Source organism: Paenalkalicoccus suaedae (assembly GCF_006965545.2).
GTDB lineage: Bacteria > Bacillota > Bacilli > Bacillales > Salisediminibacteriaceae > Paenalkalicoccus > Paenalkalicoccus suaedae.
Window position 1 is genome coordinate 550,018 of record NZ_CP041372.2, and the last position, 14,706, is coordinate 564,723.

The window sequence follows — 14,706 nt, forward strand, 5'->3', positions numbered from 1 at the left end:
AAGTTGGAGTGCGAACTGCGTAAGATGAAGGGCCAACTGCGCGAAAGTCAGAGTGAATCGCGCGAAAAAAGGGTGCGACTGCGTAGGCAGAAAAAAACCGCGCAAGTTGGAGTGCGGACTGCGCAAGATGAAGGGCCAACTGCGCTAAAATCAGAGTGAATTGCGCGAAAAAAGGGTGCGACTGCGTAAGAAGAAAAAAACCGCGCAAGTTGGAGTACGAACTGCGCAAGATGAAGGGTCAACCGCGTACAGACCCCAAACGACTACCACCAACGATCACTTCCACTTCGCCGAAGCAGTCTTCAACGTCCCAGCATCAACCAACCCCTTCTGCATTGGCGCGGGACAGAGTTTATTGTAGCGACGGATCAACGCATTAATGGAATCTAAATCAGACGCATTAGCCGAAACAAGCTTTTGGTAAATCAGCTTTTGCACCTGTAACCACTCTGGCAAAAATCCCTGATCCCGGGCTATTTTTTGGAATTGCTGATACGTATCTCGCTCCATATACTCCTTAGGCAAAGGCTCGCCCTTCCCCTTTATATCACCCAGACCACCAGACTTTTTGATAATATCACCAATTAAATCATTATATTGCTCGCCCATCAAATTCCTCCTCGATACTTATTTGGTAATTTAAGTATAATTGAATTTTCTGACAGAAACAACGGGAGCGGTGTGTCCAAGTTGTGAAGAAATCTTGACGTTAACAGATTCATCCAGTAAGATTAAAATAACTATACGAACGGTAGGAGGTGATAGAGATGATCGTTGAAGTAGCTTTAACCCCATTAAAACAACAGATTCTGACGCATTTACATGTGGTTCGAGCTGAATTTTTCGCATTTGCGCTCAAAGGGAGCAGTCTGCCCTTTTTTAGAAAGCAAATAGTAGAAAAACAGCGAAATCATCTCTATCATAGCGCGTAATTTGCGCGTTTTTAAGAGTGTGCTTGTAGCTGTTGAGCTATAAGTGCACTTTTTTTGTGCCTTTGGTAGAGAAATCAGAGGAGGCAACACATGAATAAGCTACAAGTAAACAAGGTTGCAAAAGCAAGGGGAGGCGAGCACATTCTAACAAACGTATCCTTTGAAATAAATGAAGGAACGCGCGTTGGAATGGTCGGAGCAAACGGGTCAGGAAAGTCGACGCTGTTTGCTTTGCTCAAAGGAATGGAGTCACCAGACGAGGGTGATATTCATTGGAAGAAAGGGACGAGAATTGGAGCAATTGATCAGCTACCAAATGAAGGCGAAAAACTCGGTGAAATGATTTTACAGGAAGCCTTTCAAGAGGCAAATCAGTTAGAAAAAGAGCTTCGAGAACTTGAACATATTCTTTCTACTGAAACAGACGATAAGCAGCTGATGAAGGCTGTTGAACGATATAGCTACGTGCAAGAAGCGTATGAGACGGCAGGGGGCTATAAAAAAGATTCGATGATCAGGCAAGTAGCTAGCGGACTAGGTATAACTGGTCTGCTTCAAAAGCCCTTTTCAAATATGAGTGGAGGAGAACGAACGAAGCTTGCTTTAGGGAAGGTATTATTGCAGCAGCCGACCATGCTACTACTAGATGAGCCGACGAATCACTTAGATATTGATGCGATTGAGTGGTTAACAGATTATTTAAAGCAGGTGAATGCAACGGTTTTATGCATCGCGCACGACAGACAGTTCCTCCAGGACGTTGCAGAGAGAATCATTGAGATCGAGGATGGAGAGGCGCACAGCTATGAAACGAATTTTAAAGGCTATGAGGTGCAGAAGGAAGAGCGATTACTTCTCGAATTTAAGCATTATGAAGAGCAACAAAAGAAAATCAAAAAAATGAAAGAAACGATTAAACAACTCCGCATTTGGGCAAATCAAGCGAACCCTCCAAACGACTCGATGCACAGGCGAGCGTCAAGTATGGAGAAGGCATTGCAGCGCATAGAGGTAAAAAAGAAGCCGATCATGGAGCGAACTAAAATGAAGCTATCCTTATCGGTTGATGCAAGAAGCGGGGAGGATGCGGTACTTCTAGAAGGCGTGCAAAAGACATTCGTTGATCAGCCTGTACTAAAGCAGGTTGATATGCACATAAGATATCAGGACAGAGTAGCGATCATTGGACCGAATGGATCTGGTAAATCGACGTTGCTACGAATTCTTCTCGGAGAGGTAAAGGCTGACTCTGGATCTATTAAACTTGACTCTCAAGTCAAGATCGGATACTTATCTCAGCATTTGTTTGATGGCTATAAAGAGCAGTCAGTGATTGATGTATTTAGGGAGACTGTCCACGTTGACGAAGGAGAAGCGAGACAGTTACTCGCTCGGTTTTTGTTTTACGGATACAGCGTCTTTAAAAAGATGCATCAGCTAAGTGGTGGAGAGCGGGTGAGGCTAAGACTTGCACAGCTTTTACACCAATCTGTGAACCTACTTATTTTAGATGAACCAACGAATCACTTAGACGTTGCCTCTCAAGAGGTTTTAGAGCAGGCATTAAACGAATTTGATGGCACTGTTATCTTGGTTTCTCACGATCGCTATTTGGTTGAAAGAATCGTGACGGGCGTCTATTGGCTTGAGGATGGGCACGCCTTCTACACGGATGGAGCCTATAGCAGAGCAAAGGAAAAGCGTCAGATACGGCTTGAACATAGAGAGCAGGAGAAACAGGTGGAAACAGAGAAAAAGACAAAGACAAAAGTGCGACGTGAACGATTGTCGACCGAGGAGCGTGTAGATGAATTGGAGAAAGAGCTTGCGCAGTGTAAGGATACCGACAAAAAAGTAATACTAGAAGCGCAGCTTGAACTTTTACTAGAACAATGGATGTTGGAGGAAGAATAGATGAGTAGAGAACAAGAAATTATGCAAAAATCGAATCAACCACGCACGGTTGCCTCTCTAAAGGAGGATTTGATGGCAATGGGAGTCAAAGAGACAGATACAATCTTAGTGCATTCCTCGCTTTCCGCGATTGGATGGGTTAGCGGCGGACCCCAGGCCGTTGTCGAGGCGCTCTTTGCGACCGTGAATAAAGGGACACTTGTCATGCCGACTCAGTCGGCGGGACTCTCCGACCCGGAGCATTGGCAAAACCCGCCGGTGCCTCATAAGAGTTGGATTCGTACGATTCGTCAAACAATGCCAGCTTTCGATCCAGATTTGACGCCGACGAGAGGAATGGGGCAAATCGTCGAGACTTTCCGGGCGCATCGTGATGTAGAGCGGAGCTACCATCCGATTTGTTCCTTCGCCGCATGGGGCAAGGATCGCGATTATATCGTGAGGGATCATGAGCTAAGCTTCGGGCTTGGCGAGGGGTCCCCGCTTAAAAAGCTCGAGGAGCTAAACGCTAAGGTACTGCTGATCGGCGTTGGCTATGACTCCAACACCTGCTTTCATTTGGCCGAAAATCGGGTGAAGGGCTTTAAGCGAGTGACAACAGCCGCTCCAATTATGGTTGACGGAGAAAGAGTGTGGCAGGATTATAGAGAAATTGATATGGATGTAGAAAGGTTTCCTTTAATTGGGGAGCGTTTTGAGGGGACAGGAAACGTTAGATTTGGAATGATAGGATCAGCACCAACACGTATGTTTTTGTTGCGTGAAGCTGTGTCATTTGCTGAATCAGAGCTACCACAGCATCTTGCCAAAAAATAATCGCGTACTTCAAACTTTTTACTTTACTTTCGTAAGTGAATAAAATATAATTACTTACATAAAGTAATTAAAAAGGAGAAATGATACATGACAAATCCACGTATTGGAATCGTTTTAGGAAGCACGAGAGAAGGTCGAGTAAGTCCACAGGTAGGGGAATGGGTAAAGAGTCTTGCAGATAAGCGCAACGATGCTACGTATGAAATCGTTGATATCGCAGATTATGATTTACCGTTCTTAGGTACAACAGATGGCCAGGAGCCTGGTATTGCAAAATGGAACGAAAAGCTCTCGGAATTAGACGGATTTATTTTCATCGTTCAAGAATATAATCACGGTATGGCAGCATCATTAAAAAATGCGATCGATTTTGCTCGTGAAGCATGGCATAACAAAGCTGCAGGTATTGTAAGCTACGGTTCAACGGGTGGAGCAAGAGCCGCAGAGCACCTTCGTGGTATTTGTGGAGAGCTTAAAATTGCCGATGTGCGCACGCATGTAACGCTCTCTCTATTTTTAGACTTCGAAGAATTCTCGAAGTTTAAGCCACAGGACCTACACCACGATAATATGAATGTGCTATTTGATGAAGTAAAAGACTGGAGCAATGCTCTAAAGCATTTACGTAGCTAAAAACGCTGATCAAGTGCTAACTAGTTAAGTGCGTAGCCCTTGGGGCTATGTTGCTTAAATGCCAAACAGTTTAAATCTGCTCTCCGAGCTGTCAGCCCTGTGGACACTCTACGACATCCATAGGGCCGGTCTTTGAGCTTCCTCGTCGGCATGGTGCGGCTGTCGCCTTACCATAAACCCCTCCTGTGGGATCCGGGAAACCTCTTTCCCCTATGGATTGTCTCCGAATGTCCTCCGGGTCTGCCATCTCTTTGTTAGATTTAAAAGGGCGTAAGAGAAGAGCCTTCTTTTTTGTTGGAAGAGGCTCTTTTTCCTACGGTTTTAAGGCTTTTGATAAGTGGCTCTTTGGCAGCTTTGGTTTTATGTACCTTGTGGAATATTTATGTACCTTATTCAGAAAGAATGTACCGTATGAGGAATAAATGTACTTTGCTGAGCTTTTATCTACCATAGACAAGTTTTATGTAACGTGAGCAGATTAAGCTAATTAATCTGCTTATTAAATATCTACAACTAAATCTAAATGTCTTTTAAAGTTAGGCAACGACGAGTAGATTGTCTAAGCTTTTTTATGTAATAAAAAAGACCCCGATAGGAGGAGCGTCCTCATCCTATCGGGGATTATTTGTGTTGCTATTAACGGAATAGGCGAAGTCCTCTGTTATTTTCACCAGTAACAGATGTGTCTAAACCGATTGTTGAAAGTAAAGAACGATTGTTGTTGTCCGTGCTGCCCATGATAGATAGCGCTGTACCTAGGTCAAGGTTTGTACGGCTGTCATTAGAACCAGTTGAGACAAGACCGAGATTTAAACCAGTGTCCAAAGCAAGTGAGCTATTGTTAGTTGAGCGGCTGCTGTCAAGTGCAAGGTTTACATCAAGCATCGTACCAAGATCAAGAGAAGAGTTACGATCTGTATGGTTACGGTTGTTTAGTAAACCAAGTCCAAGGTCAAGACCAGTGTCTAGATTTAGAGAAGAGTTACGATCAGAGTGATCGCGGTTGTTCTCAAGACCAAGTCCAAGGTCTAGTCCAGTGCCAAGGTCGATAGAAGAGTTACGGTCAGAATGGTCGTTACTGTTCTGAAGACCAAGCCCAAGCCCAAGACCAGTGTCTAAGTCTAAAGAAGAGTTACGGTCAGAACGGTCGTTACTGTTCATTAGACCAAGTCCAAGATCTAAACCAGAGTTTACGTCTAGAGAAGAGTTACGATCAGAACGATCGTTACTGTTCTGAAGACCAAGTCCAAGATCGAGACCAGTATCTAAATCTAATGAAGAGTTGCGATCAGAACGATCGTTACTGTTCTGAAGACCAAGTCCAAGATCGAGACCAGTATCTAAATCTAAAGAAGAGTTGCGATCAGAACGATCGTTACTGTTCTGAAGACCAAGTCCAAGATCGAGACCAGTATCTAAATCTAATGAAGAGTTTCCATCAGAACGCTCGTTGCTGTTCTGAAGACCAAGTCCAAGATCAAGCCCAGTGTCTAAGTCTAAAGAAGAGTTACGATCAGAACGATCGTTGCTGTTCTGAAGACCAAGTCCAAGGTCAAGCCCAGTGTCTAAGTCTAGAGAAGAGTTGCGATCAGAGTGATCACGATTGTTCTCAAGACCGAGTCCAAGATCAAGCCCAGTGTCTAGATCCAAAGAAGAGTCACGATCAGAGTGATCACGGTTATTCTCAAGACCAAGTCCAAGATCTACGCCAGTGTCGACGTTAACCGAAGAATCACTGTTGTTAGAATCAGAGTTAGACTCAATTCCAACACCAGCATCCACGCCAGTGTCAACGTTAACGGAAGAATCACTGTTGTTAGAATCAGAGTTAGACTCAATTCCAACACCAGCATCCACGCCAGTGTCAACATTAACCGAAGAGTTACTATTGTTAGAATCAGAGTTAGACTCAATTCCAACACCAGCATCCACGCCAGTGTCAACGTTAACGGAAGAATCACTGTTGTTAGAATCAGAATTAGATTCAACGCCAACGCCAGCATCTACGCCAGTGTCGACGTTAACAGAAGAATTACTGTTGTTAGAATCAGAGTTAGACTCAACGCCAACACCAGCATCTACACCAGTGTCAACGTTAACCGAAGAATTACTGTTGTTAGAATCAGAGTTAGATTCAACTCCAACGTTAGCATCTACGCCAGTATCAACGTTAACCGAAGAGTCACTGTTGTTAGAATCAGAGTTAGACTCAATTCCAACCCCAGCATCTACACCAGAGTCGACGTTAACCGAAGAATCACTGTTGTTAGAATCAGAGTTAGACTCAATTCCAACACCAGCATCTACGCCAGTGTCAACGTTAACGGAGGAGTCACTGTTGTTAGAATCAGAATTAGATTCAACGCCAACCCCAGCATCTACACCAGAGTCGACGTTAACCGAAGAATCACTGTTGTTAGAATCAGAGTTAGACTCAATTCCAACACCAGCATCTACGCCAGTGTCGACGTTAACAGAAGAATCACTGTTGTTAGAATCAGAGTTAGACTCAACGCCAACACCAGCATCTACACCAGTGTCAACGTTAACCGAAGAATTACTGTTGTTAGAATCAGAGTTAGACTCAATTCCAACACCAGCATCTACACCAGAGTCGACGTTAACAGAAGAATCACTGTTGTTAGAATCAGAGTTAGACTCAATTCCAACACCAGCATCTACACCAGTGTCAACATTAACAGAAGAGTCACTGTCACCAGAGTTAGATCCAAGTGATACTGATCCAACTACATCTGTCACGATGTCTAAATTTAATCCTGAACTTCTTTCTGACGCGGAAGCCTCATTCGCTTGAACTAATAGACCTACTGCAATGACTGCTGACAACCCTAACGACTTTACTACATGATATTTTTTCATTTTTAATTCTCTCCTTCTTTTTGTGTGTTTTTTTTATTTATACACGTGTAAAAGAAGGAGTTGCTTGCGGTGGTGGTACTGGTGGTGCATGGAACCATTGATCAAAATAAAAGACTACTTTTCCGCTTTCTGCTAATGACTCTTGACTGGACTGCCAAAATTCCTGTTGCCACATGTCGGAGAAATTAGAAGCAGAAGCTGTTGATACAGATGTCTGTGCAGTTTGCGCACTTTGCGCAGTCTGCAATGTAATAGAAGTATGTTGTAAAGAGAGTGACGTCAAATCTTGAGCATCTTGCTGCTCTTGTTCGATCGGCTGTTCTCTTAACTCAACTGGGAAAGAGAAGTTGCTTTCCTGTGGAACAAATTGCTCTACAGGTGCACTTGCTACAGGAGATTCCTGTTGTTCATTTTGTTCGCTTTGTTCCTCAAGCTGTGCATCAACCGAGATTGTAGCAGGCTCTGGCGTTGCTTCTGCAAGCGCGGGTGCCTCATTACTCTCTGGCTGTGTTGCCACAGGTGGAGCAGCTATGTTTGGCTCACTTGTTGGCTCAGCATCGTCAGGAGTAGTATTATCCTGAGTTGGTGGCGTTACAATAGGCGTTTGTGGAGCGGGACGTGATGGAGCAGATGGCCTATCTGTCACAACCTCCGTCGTGCGATCCACTACCTCTGTAACTGGACGAGTGGTACGATCCACTGTATCAGTGACCGTCTCTGTAGTCCGATCCGCCACTTCCGTAATCGGGCGAGTCGTTCGATCTACAACCTCAGTTACAGGACGAGTTGTCCGATTAACTGTTTCGGTAGTAGTCTCAGTGATCTCCTCCGTTACGTCCGTTACGATGTCTGTTGTATCTTCGACAACATTTGTTACTTCGCGAGTCGTGCGTGATAGCGCACCGTTCGTGATTGATTCTACTGGCTCCTCAACTGCTTCGACCGTCTCATTGACTGTGTCAGAAACGATTGTCGTAGCATCATCTACTGTATTTGTTACGTTATCGACAGTAGAGTCGACGGTTTTCGTAACGGTATCTGTAATATCTGATACGCTACTCGCAGTAGTTACGTCGTCTACTGTATCGCCAGTATCCTCTAAAGTGTTTGAGGTGGTGTTCGTCACTGTTTTCGTAGTCTCATCCACAGTGTTCGTCACTGTTTTGGCTACTTTATTAACAGTTGATTCCTCAGGTGTTACGGTTGATACTGTTTCATCCACAAGATCGGTTACCGTATTCGTCGTCTCGTTAACAGTCGATTCCACTGTTTTTCCGACAGACGAAGTGATTGTCCCAATCAATCCTTTTGATTCTTGTTTTGCTTCTGTGTTCTTTTCTTCTACCTCCGATGTTTCTTCTTGCGTCTCTACGCTTGTGACTTCACTTTCATCAGTCACAGAAGAAAGCAACCCTGAAGCTTGTGAATGAAGCGGGAAAAGTAGCATGGCTCCAGCTACTAATGTGAACTGGATAACCGCTTTCCTCATTTTTTCACCTCCCTTCTCATTCATAGATAACGAAGGGGATGATCAAATGGATCACAAAAATAAAAAAGTTTTTTAACTATTTTGTGAAAGTGGGAAGGAAACGTCCAACAATTCAAGGAATGCGACAACCTGTGGAAGGTGCTCAGCACCCTTTGTACAGCTTACCCATGTAGGTCTCGTGAGCGGCTTATTGTCTAAAAGCAAAGGTGTTCGACTGTACTCTGATTCATGAAATCCTTTTAACGAGGATTCAGGTAAAACAGCCATGCCAATTCCATGAAGAACAAGTTGCTTAGACGTTTCAATTTGATCCACAACAATCGTTTGCTCAGGAAATCGTTCATTGGCCATTAGCCATTCATCAATCGCAGCTTGATAGCTCGCATCAGACTTAAATTGAATCAGCACCTGTGAATTGGCACGAGAAGACGTATGGCGTTGCTCCATCAGATAAAGAGGATCTGGTTCTAATGCTTGCACGAACTGTTCAGCAGGCTTTTCTCCCCGTAATAGCTTGATATGAACGTTTTTAGCACTCCGAATATCCTGACTTAAGCCGGTCGTGAGTTCGATTTTAACGTCCGGATACTCGCGTAGGTAAGCTTGGAGCAGGGAAGGGAGCGTGTATTGGCTTACTACTGTAGAAACGGCGAGCGAGAGTGTCCCTGATACACCAGTACTCTTTAGGGATTGTCGTAAATTTTCTTCACGCTCAAGATGCTCGCGTGCATATGCGACTACTTTCTCTCCTTCAGGTGTAAGGGTAAGCTCTTTGGCACTTCGTATAAATAGTGTCGTGTCCCATAAAGCTTCGATATGCTTCAGGCGCTGACTAATAGCTGGCTGCGACAAATATAGTTTAGTTGCCGCGATTCGCATAGACCGATAGTCTGCTAGCGCGCGGATTAATTCATAATCGTTCACTTTCATTTCTTCTCAACCTCCTATAAGAAAAACGAATCGATTTTAGATAAAAAGTATTGTTTTACTTATTATAGCAGGTTTGGGTTATACATATTCGGTAAGATGTGATTGCTTCACTTTAACTGTGGCTTCTATTAAATGAAGTCCTGGTTGCATCATTTGGATGTTGATATGCTCCTGACATCTTGCTTTGCTTCTACGTTGCGTCAAGTGAAGGTTCATATGCGTTACTTCGCGTGTCGTTTGCATAAAATAAGACATCATGTGCTTCTATTGTACGGACGAATGCATCAAATAAGAAAAAACTATGTCTACTAATCCAGCTCCAAGGATTGAATTCCAGATCTTCTGAGACAGCAAGTTCCCCTATTTTCTATCAAACAGGAGCATTGTCATAACCCCGAGCATATGCTAAAATACATTTAATACCGAGTTAATAGGTATGTTTAATAAGTTATTGAGGGGACATCCCCAAATATGTGTATAGAGGAGACATCGAAATGGGTCGAGAGTTTATTGAATTGTTTGATCGCTGGGCAGATTCATATGACGCAACGGTAACGGGTCACGACGAGGAATACAAAGAAGTATTTGAGGGCTACGATGAGATTTTGCAAGAAGTTGCTTCTAGTGTAAGTGGATCGGTTGTCGAATTTGGTGTAGGCACAGGTAACTTAAGCGAGAAGTTGTTAACAACGGCTGCTCAGGTAACTGGCGTAGAGCCATCCGAAAAGATGCGCGCGATCGCAAGCCAAAAGCATCCCTCTATGCTGGTCGTAGAAGGTGACTTTTTAGACCACCCTATTAAAGAAAACGTCGATGGCATTGTATCAACGTATGCATTCCATCACTTAACTGATATAGAAAAAAAGCAGGCGGCTGAAAACTTTTATCGAATATTAAATAAAGGCGGTAAAGTCGTTTTTGCAGATACGATGTTTAGTAGCGAGACGGCAAAGGAAGAGATTATACAGAACGCTATTTCCAGAGGATTTCTAAACCTTGCAGAGGATTTGCAAACAGAGTACTATCCATATATAGGGACTATGCAGGAAATCTTCTCACAAGTAGGGTTTCATGTGGAGCTTAAGCAGCTCAACCGTTTTGTTTGGCTATTCACCGCCAAAAAAGAGAACTAGAGAGGGGTAAAAAGCATGACAAAGAAAATGAACGTAGAAAGCTTTAACCTAGACCATACAAAGGTTGCAGCACCTTATATCCGCTTAGCCGGAACGACGAAAGGTGCTAGTGGCGACGTTATTTACAAGTATGACCTTCGTTTTAATCAACCTAATAAGGATCATATGGAGATGCCAGGCTTACACTCGCTAGAGCATATGATGGCAGAATTCAGTCGTAATCATCACGGACAAATCGTTGATATTTCTCCAATGGGATGCCAAACTGGCTTTTATTTGAGTGTCATTAACGATGATAGCTACGAAGCTATTTTAGAGCTAGTAGAAAAAACGCTCAAGGATGTATTAGAAGCGACAGAGGTGCCAGCATGTAATGAAGTACAATGCGGATGGGCAGCTTCACACTCCTTAGAGGGAGCAAAAGAAATTGCGACACGAATGCTTGCGAAGCGTGATGAGTGGACGCAGGTTTTTGCTGACGGCGAGTAAACAACGATGAACGTATATAAAGGAATCCAATCACTGATAGGTAAAACACCACTATATGAAATTACAAATATCGAGATTCCGAACGATGTGCGCATTTTTGCAAAGCTTGAGTACTTTAATCCCGGTGGTAGTATTAAAGACCGCCTTGGACAAAAGCTTTTAAGCGAAGCAATAGCAAATAACCACATTTCTTCAACAGGTACGCTGATCGAGCCCACTGCCGGTAATACCGGTATTGGGCTTGCTCTTGCGACTGCTGGGACATCGATCAACGTCATTTTTGTTGTCCCTGAAAAGTTTAGCGTAGAGAAGCAGACGTTGATGAGAGCACTCGGTGCTAAAGTTGTAAATACGCCTACGGAGCTTGGAATGAAAGGCGCTATTGCAAAAGCAACAGAGCTCACAAAAGAGATGTCGGATGCGTATATGCCGGCTCAGTTTGCAAATGCAGCAAATCCTCTGACTTACTATGAGACGCTTGCTCCAGAAATTATGGAGGATTTAGACGGTCAAGTGGATCTATTTGTTGCAGGTGCTGGCACTGGAGGGACCTTTATGGGGACCGCTCGCTATTTAAAAGAGCAAAACGCTTCTATTAAAACAGTCATTGTGGAGCCAGAGGGTTCTACATTGAATGGTGGAGAGTCTGGTCCACACCGTACAGAAGGAATTGGCATGGAATTTTTGCCTCCTTATATGGATACGAGTTATTTTGATGCGATTCACACGATTATGGATGATGAAGCATTTCACTATGTACGCGAATTAACTGCTAAAGAAGGTCTTCTTGTAGCCAGTAGTTCTGGAGCTGCGTTTGCGGCCTGTTTAAAGGAAGCAGCACAGGCGAAACCGGGGAGTCACATCGTCACGATTTTCCCCGATAGTAGCGAGCGATATTTAAGTCAAGGGATCTATTAGGAAAGGATGTCTTATTGTGAATAAAAAAACGAAGCTAATCCACGGTGGTATCGTGGGCGACCCATTCACGGGCGCGGTTAGCACACCGATTTATCAAGTAAGCACGTACAAGCAGGACGGCGTCGGAAATTTCTCTTACGAATACTCACGTACAGGTAATCCAACTCGTGAGGCATTAGAAAAATTGATTGCTGATTTAGAGGATGGACATCGCGGATTTGCGTTTGCATCTGGAATGGCTGCAATCGCGGCTGTTATGCAACTTTATAAGAGCGGCGACCATGTCGTGTTTACAGATGACGTATATGGCGGAACGTACCGACTCATGTCAAAGGTATTAAACCGATTTAACCTAGATGTCACGTTTGTTGATACAAGCAATCCACAAAAAGTGCGTGAGGCGGTGCAGGATAACACGGTTGCGATCTACGTCGAGACGCCGACGAACCCACTTTTAAAAGTGACAGATGTGCGTGAAATGCGCACGATTGCGGACGAGCATGACCTACACTTAATCGTCGACAATACATTTAGCACACCTTACTATCAAAACCCTATCACGCTTGGAGCAGATATTGTGCTACACAGCGCAACTAAATATATTGGCGGTCACAGTGATGTTGTGGCAGGGCTCGCGGTCGTTGCGACAGAAAAGCTAGGGGAAGAGCTCCACTTCGTGCAGAACTCTGTTGGTGGCGTTCTTGGACCACAGGATTCATGGCTGTTAATTCGCGGTATTAAAACGCTGGGCCTTCGCATGGAACAAACAGAGAAAAATACAGCAGAGATCGTATCGTTTTTACAATCACGCGATGATATCGTTACGATTTACTATCCAGGATTGAAGGATCATCCAGGCCACGACACGCATAAAGCGCAAGCAACTGGATTCGGTGGCATGGTTTCTTTTGATGTAGGTAGTAAAGAACGCGCCGAACGCGTCCTAGCTAGCACGAAATACTTCACGTTAGCGGAAAGCTTAGGAGCGGTGGAGAGCTTAATTAGCGTTCCGGCACAAATGACGCACGCTTCTATTCCTGCTGAGCGTCGCGCAGAACTTGGTATTACAGACGGACTAGTTCGTATCTCTGTAGGTATCGAGGATGCAGAAGATCTTATAGCTGACTTAAAGCAGGCTTTAGAGCAAGAGTAAGGGTAATTAGGTGAGCGGTTAGTTTTTTATGAAAAGTAGAGAGGGGAGGGCCGATTGGTTGATGTCGGTTCCTCTCTTTTTTGTTGGAGTGGGAATGCAGGAGGTCGAGGGAGGGGGGGAGAGTGCGTAGGTCGACATTAATGCATACGAATGAGGTGGAAATGCAGACAGCGTGAGGAGGAATGCACGCTGGGAAGGTGGAAATGCACGCCAAGGGGTTCGAAATGCAGGCGATCAAAATTAATGCACTCCCACCCCTCACCCGGCAGATCACTCAAATAATAAAGTGTTAACTCAGCTCATACTTACGCGTGATATACTAGTTTTTGGGAGGTGCAACGCATGCTTACATTCTCTAACGTTGAAAAACATGATCGTGATCAACCGCTTATACGAGCGGAGAACTTAACGATAAATAAAGGACGCATTATTGGCATACATGGACTACCCGATACGTGCCATGCATTACTACATATTATTCTAGGGAAATCAGAAATCTCAAAGGGAGAAATGGTTCTCTTTGGTGAGTCTTATGGATCGAGATTGAAACTATCTACACGCATAGGCTTTTTACTGCGCGAGGATGGTTTATATGAACGGTTAACAGTTAAGGAGAATCTAGCTTTTACAAAAGGACTTTACCAATCTGAGGTCTCTTTAACGGATGTCATGGAGCAGCTCCGTTTACCTAGTAAGGAAAAGCTTAAAAATTTAAGCCCATCCGCGATTCAACGAGTAAAGCTAGGTCGGTTATTAGTGCAAAACCCAGATTTATTTATTTTAGAAGAGCCGGATCAAAACGTGGATTTAGAGACTCGCACGATCTTTTCTGACATATTCTTGAAATTAAAAGCTCTTGAAAAAAGCGTCGTGATTATCACGTCGAATTTAGAGAGTGCGGTTAGCATGACGGAAGAGGTGTATCGGATGACGCAATCAGGGGTCACCCTTGTGAACATGCAGGAAGAAGAAACATTTGAAGAGGCGGAGAAGCAGGTGGAGTTGCCACGATTAAACAAGATTCCTGCAAAGCTTGATGATAAGCTCCTTTTATTTGATCCTGCTGAGATTGAATTTATTGAGAGTATTGATAGTCAGGCTCATCTATTTATTTCCGGGGAAAGATTTATCTGTAGCTTTACACTCGCGGAGCTTGAAGAACGACTCGAGACATTTGGCTTCTTTCGTTGTCACAGATCGTATATTGTCAATCTCCAAAAGGTCCGTGAAATAATAACTTGGACGCGCAATAGCTACAGCCTTCAAATGGAGAATAAAAAGGAAGTGCCACTCTCCAAGTCTAAAATGGCCGAATTAAAAGAGCGTTTGGGGATGCATTAAGGTGCATCTATGCTCCATTTAGGTCTCTGTACGATCCATTTAGCGAAAATATAAGGTAACGCACGCTCCCCTCATACT

The 14,706-nt window shown here is 44.0% G+C and carries 14 protein-coding genes; 9 read left to right on the plus strand and 5 right to left on the minus strand.

Annotated features, from left to right (window positions below):
- Positions 1-276 precede the first annotated feature (276 nt).
- Positions 277-609, minus strand: coding sequence for a DnaJ family domain-containing protein (locus FLK61_RS03265; RefSeq protein ID WP_176008104.1), 333 nt, complete (start codon positions 607-609; stop codon positions 277-279).
- Between the two features lie 158 nt (positions 610-767).
- On the opposite strand from FLK61_RS03265, the gene FLK61_RS03270 reads away from it, so the two are divergent.
- The 4 genes from FLK61_RS03270 to FLK61_RS03285 all read left to right on the plus strand — a co-directional run bounded on the left by FLK61_RS03270 (position 768) and on the right by FLK61_RS03285 (position 4,295).
- Positions 768-932 (plus strand): RAxF-45 family protein, encoded by a 165-nt coding sequence (locus FLK61_RS03270; protein ID WP_176008105.1) that lies wholly within the window; start codon positions 768-770, stop codon positions 930-932.
- 90 nt (positions 933-1,022) lie between these two features.
- Positions 1,023-2,846, plus strand: coding sequence for a ribosomal protection-like ABC-F family protein (abc-f, locus tag FLK61_RS03275; RefSeq protein ID WP_176008106.1), 1,824 nt, complete (start codon positions 1,023-1,025; stop codon positions 2,844-2,846).
- On the plus strand, positions 2,847-3,662 hold the full coding sequence (locus tag FLK61_RS03280; RefSeq protein WP_176008107.1) for an AAC(3) family N-acetyltransferase: 816 nt from the start codon (positions 2,847-2,849) through the stop codon (positions 3,660-3,662). It begins immediately after the preceding gene.
- 87 nt (positions 3,663-3,749) lie between these two features.
- Positions 3,750-4,295, plus strand: coding sequence for an NADPH-dependent FMN reductase (locus FLK61_RS03285; protein ID WP_176008108.1), 546 nt, complete (start codon positions 3,750-3,752; stop codon positions 4,293-4,295).
- Positions 4,296-4,931: 636 nt separating this feature from the next.
- Here FLK61_RS03285 and FLK61_RS03290 read toward each other — a convergent pair.
- The 4 genes from FLK61_RS03290 to FLK61_RS03305 all read right to left on the minus strand — a co-directional run bounded on the left by FLK61_RS03290 (position 4,932) and on the right by FLK61_RS03305 (position 9,837).
- Positions 4,932-7,175, minus strand: a complete 2,244-nt coding sequence (locus tag FLK61_RS03290) for a hypothetical protein (protein ID WP_176008109.1) — start codon at positions 7,173-7,175, stop codon at positions 4,932-4,934.
- Positions 7,176-7,212: 37 nt separating this feature from the next.
- A complete protein-coding gene (locus tag FLK61_RS03295; protein WP_176008110.1) occupies positions 7,213-8,664 on the minus strand; it encodes a phasin family protein in 1,452 nt (483 codons plus the stop codon).
- 72 nt (positions 8,665-8,736) lie between these two features.
- A complete protein-coding gene (locus FLK61_RS03300) occupies positions 8,737-9,594 on the minus strand; it encodes a LysR family transcriptional regulator (protein WP_176008111.1) in 858 nt (285 codons plus the stop codon).
- Between the two features lie 78 nt (positions 9,595-9,672).
- On the minus strand, positions 9,673-9,837 hold the full coding sequence (locus tag FLK61_RS03305) for a hypothetical protein (protein ID WP_176008112.1): 165 nt from the start codon (positions 9,835-9,837) through the stop codon (positions 9,673-9,675).
- A 251-nt stretch (positions 9,838-10,088) separates the two neighbouring features.
- On the opposite strand from FLK61_RS03305, the gene FLK61_RS03310 reads away from it, so the two are divergent.
- The 5 genes from FLK61_RS03310 (at position 10,089) to FLK61_RS03330 (ending at position 14,628) form a co-directional block, all read left to right on the plus strand.
- Positions 10,089-10,727: a class I SAM-dependent methyltransferase gene (locus tag FLK61_RS03310; RefSeq protein ID WP_176008113.1), complete on the plus strand. Its 639-nt coding sequence runs from the start codon at positions 10,089-10,091 to the stop codon at positions 10,725-10,727.
- Between the two features lie 15 nt (positions 10,728-10,742).
- Positions 10,743-11,216, plus strand: a complete 474-nt coding sequence (locus tag FLK61_RS03315) for an S-ribosylhomocysteine lyase (RefSeq protein WP_176008114.1) — start codon at positions 10,743-10,745, stop codon at positions 11,214-11,216.
- A gap of 6 nt (positions 11,217-11,222) precedes the next feature.
- Positions 11,223-12,134: a PLP-dependent cysteine synthase family protein gene (locus FLK61_RS03320; protein WP_176008115.1), complete on the plus strand. Its 912-nt coding sequence runs from the start codon at positions 11,223-11,225 to the stop codon at positions 12,132-12,134.
- Positions 12,135-12,150: 16 nt separating this feature from the next.
- Positions 12,151-13,287, plus strand: coding sequence for a bifunctional cystathionine gamma-lyase/homocysteine desulfhydrase (locus FLK61_RS03325; RefSeq protein ID WP_176008116.1), 1,137 nt, complete (start codon positions 12,151-12,153; stop codon positions 13,285-13,287).
- Positions 13,288-13,629: 342 nt separating this feature from the next.
- Positions 13,630-14,628 carry a LytTR family transcriptional regulator DNA-binding domain-containing protein gene (locus FLK61_RS03330; protein WP_176008117.1) on the plus strand — a complete coding sequence of 333 codons (999 nt, stop codon included), beginning with the start codon at positions 13,630-13,632 and terminating at the stop codon, positions 14,626-14,628.
- Positions 14,629-14,706 lie beyond the last annotated feature (78 nt).

What these genes read in the sequence shown, in the direction of transcription:
- abc-f (WP_176008106.1), top strand. Translation starts at nt 1,023, where the DNA reads ATGAATAAGCTACAAGTAAACAAGGTTGCAAAAGCAAGGGGAGGCGAG.
- FLK61_RS03305 (WP_176008112.1), bottom strand. Translation starts at nt 9,837, where the DNA reads ATGCAAACGACACGCGAAGTAACGCATATGAACCTTCACTTGACGCAA.
- FLK61_RS03285 (WP_176008108.1), top strand. Translation starts at nt 3,750, where the DNA reads ATGACAAATCCACGTATTGGAATCGTTTTAGGAAGCACGAGAGAAGGT.
- FLK61_RS03265 (WP_176008104.1), bottom strand. Translation starts at nt 609, where the DNA reads ATGGGCGAGCAATATAATGATTTAATTGGTGATATTATCAAAAAGTCT.
- FLK61_RS03310 (WP_176008113.1), top strand. Translation starts at nt 10,089, where the DNA reads ATGGGTCGAGAGTTTATTGAATTGTTTGATCGCTGGGCAGATTCATAT.
- FLK61_RS03290 (WP_176008109.1), bottom strand. Translation starts at nt 7,175, where the DNA reads ATGAAAAAATATCATGTAGTAAAGTCGTTAGGGTTGTCAGCAGTCATT.
- FLK61_RS03315 (WP_176008114.1), top strand. Translation starts at nt 10,743, where the DNA reads ATGACAAAGAAAATGAACGTAGAAAGCTTTAACCTAGACCATACAAAG.
- FLK61_RS03270 (WP_176008105.1), top strand. Translation starts at nt 768, where the DNA reads ATGATCGTTGAAGTAGCTTTAACCCCATTAAAACAACAGATTCTGACG.
- FLK61_RS03300 (WP_176008111.1), bottom strand. Translation starts at nt 9,594, where the DNA reads ATGAAAGTGAACGATTATGAATTAATCCGCGCGCTAGCAGACTATCGG.
- FLK61_RS03295 (WP_176008110.1), bottom strand. Translation starts at nt 8,664, where the DNA reads ATGAGGAAAGCGGTTATCCAGTTCACATTAGTAGCTGGAGCCATGCTA.
- FLK61_RS03280 (WP_176008107.1), top strand. Translation starts at nt 2,847, where the DNA reads ATGAGTAGAGAACAAGAAATTATGCAAAAATCGAATCAACCACGCACG.
- FLK61_RS03330 (WP_176008117.1), top strand. Translation starts at nt 13,630, where the DNA reads ATGCTTACATTCTCTAACGTTGAAAAACATGATCGTGATCAACCGCTT.
- FLK61_RS03320 (WP_176008115.1), top strand. Translation starts at nt 11,223, where the DNA reads ATGAACGTATATAAAGGAATCCAATCACTGATAGGTAAAACACCACTA.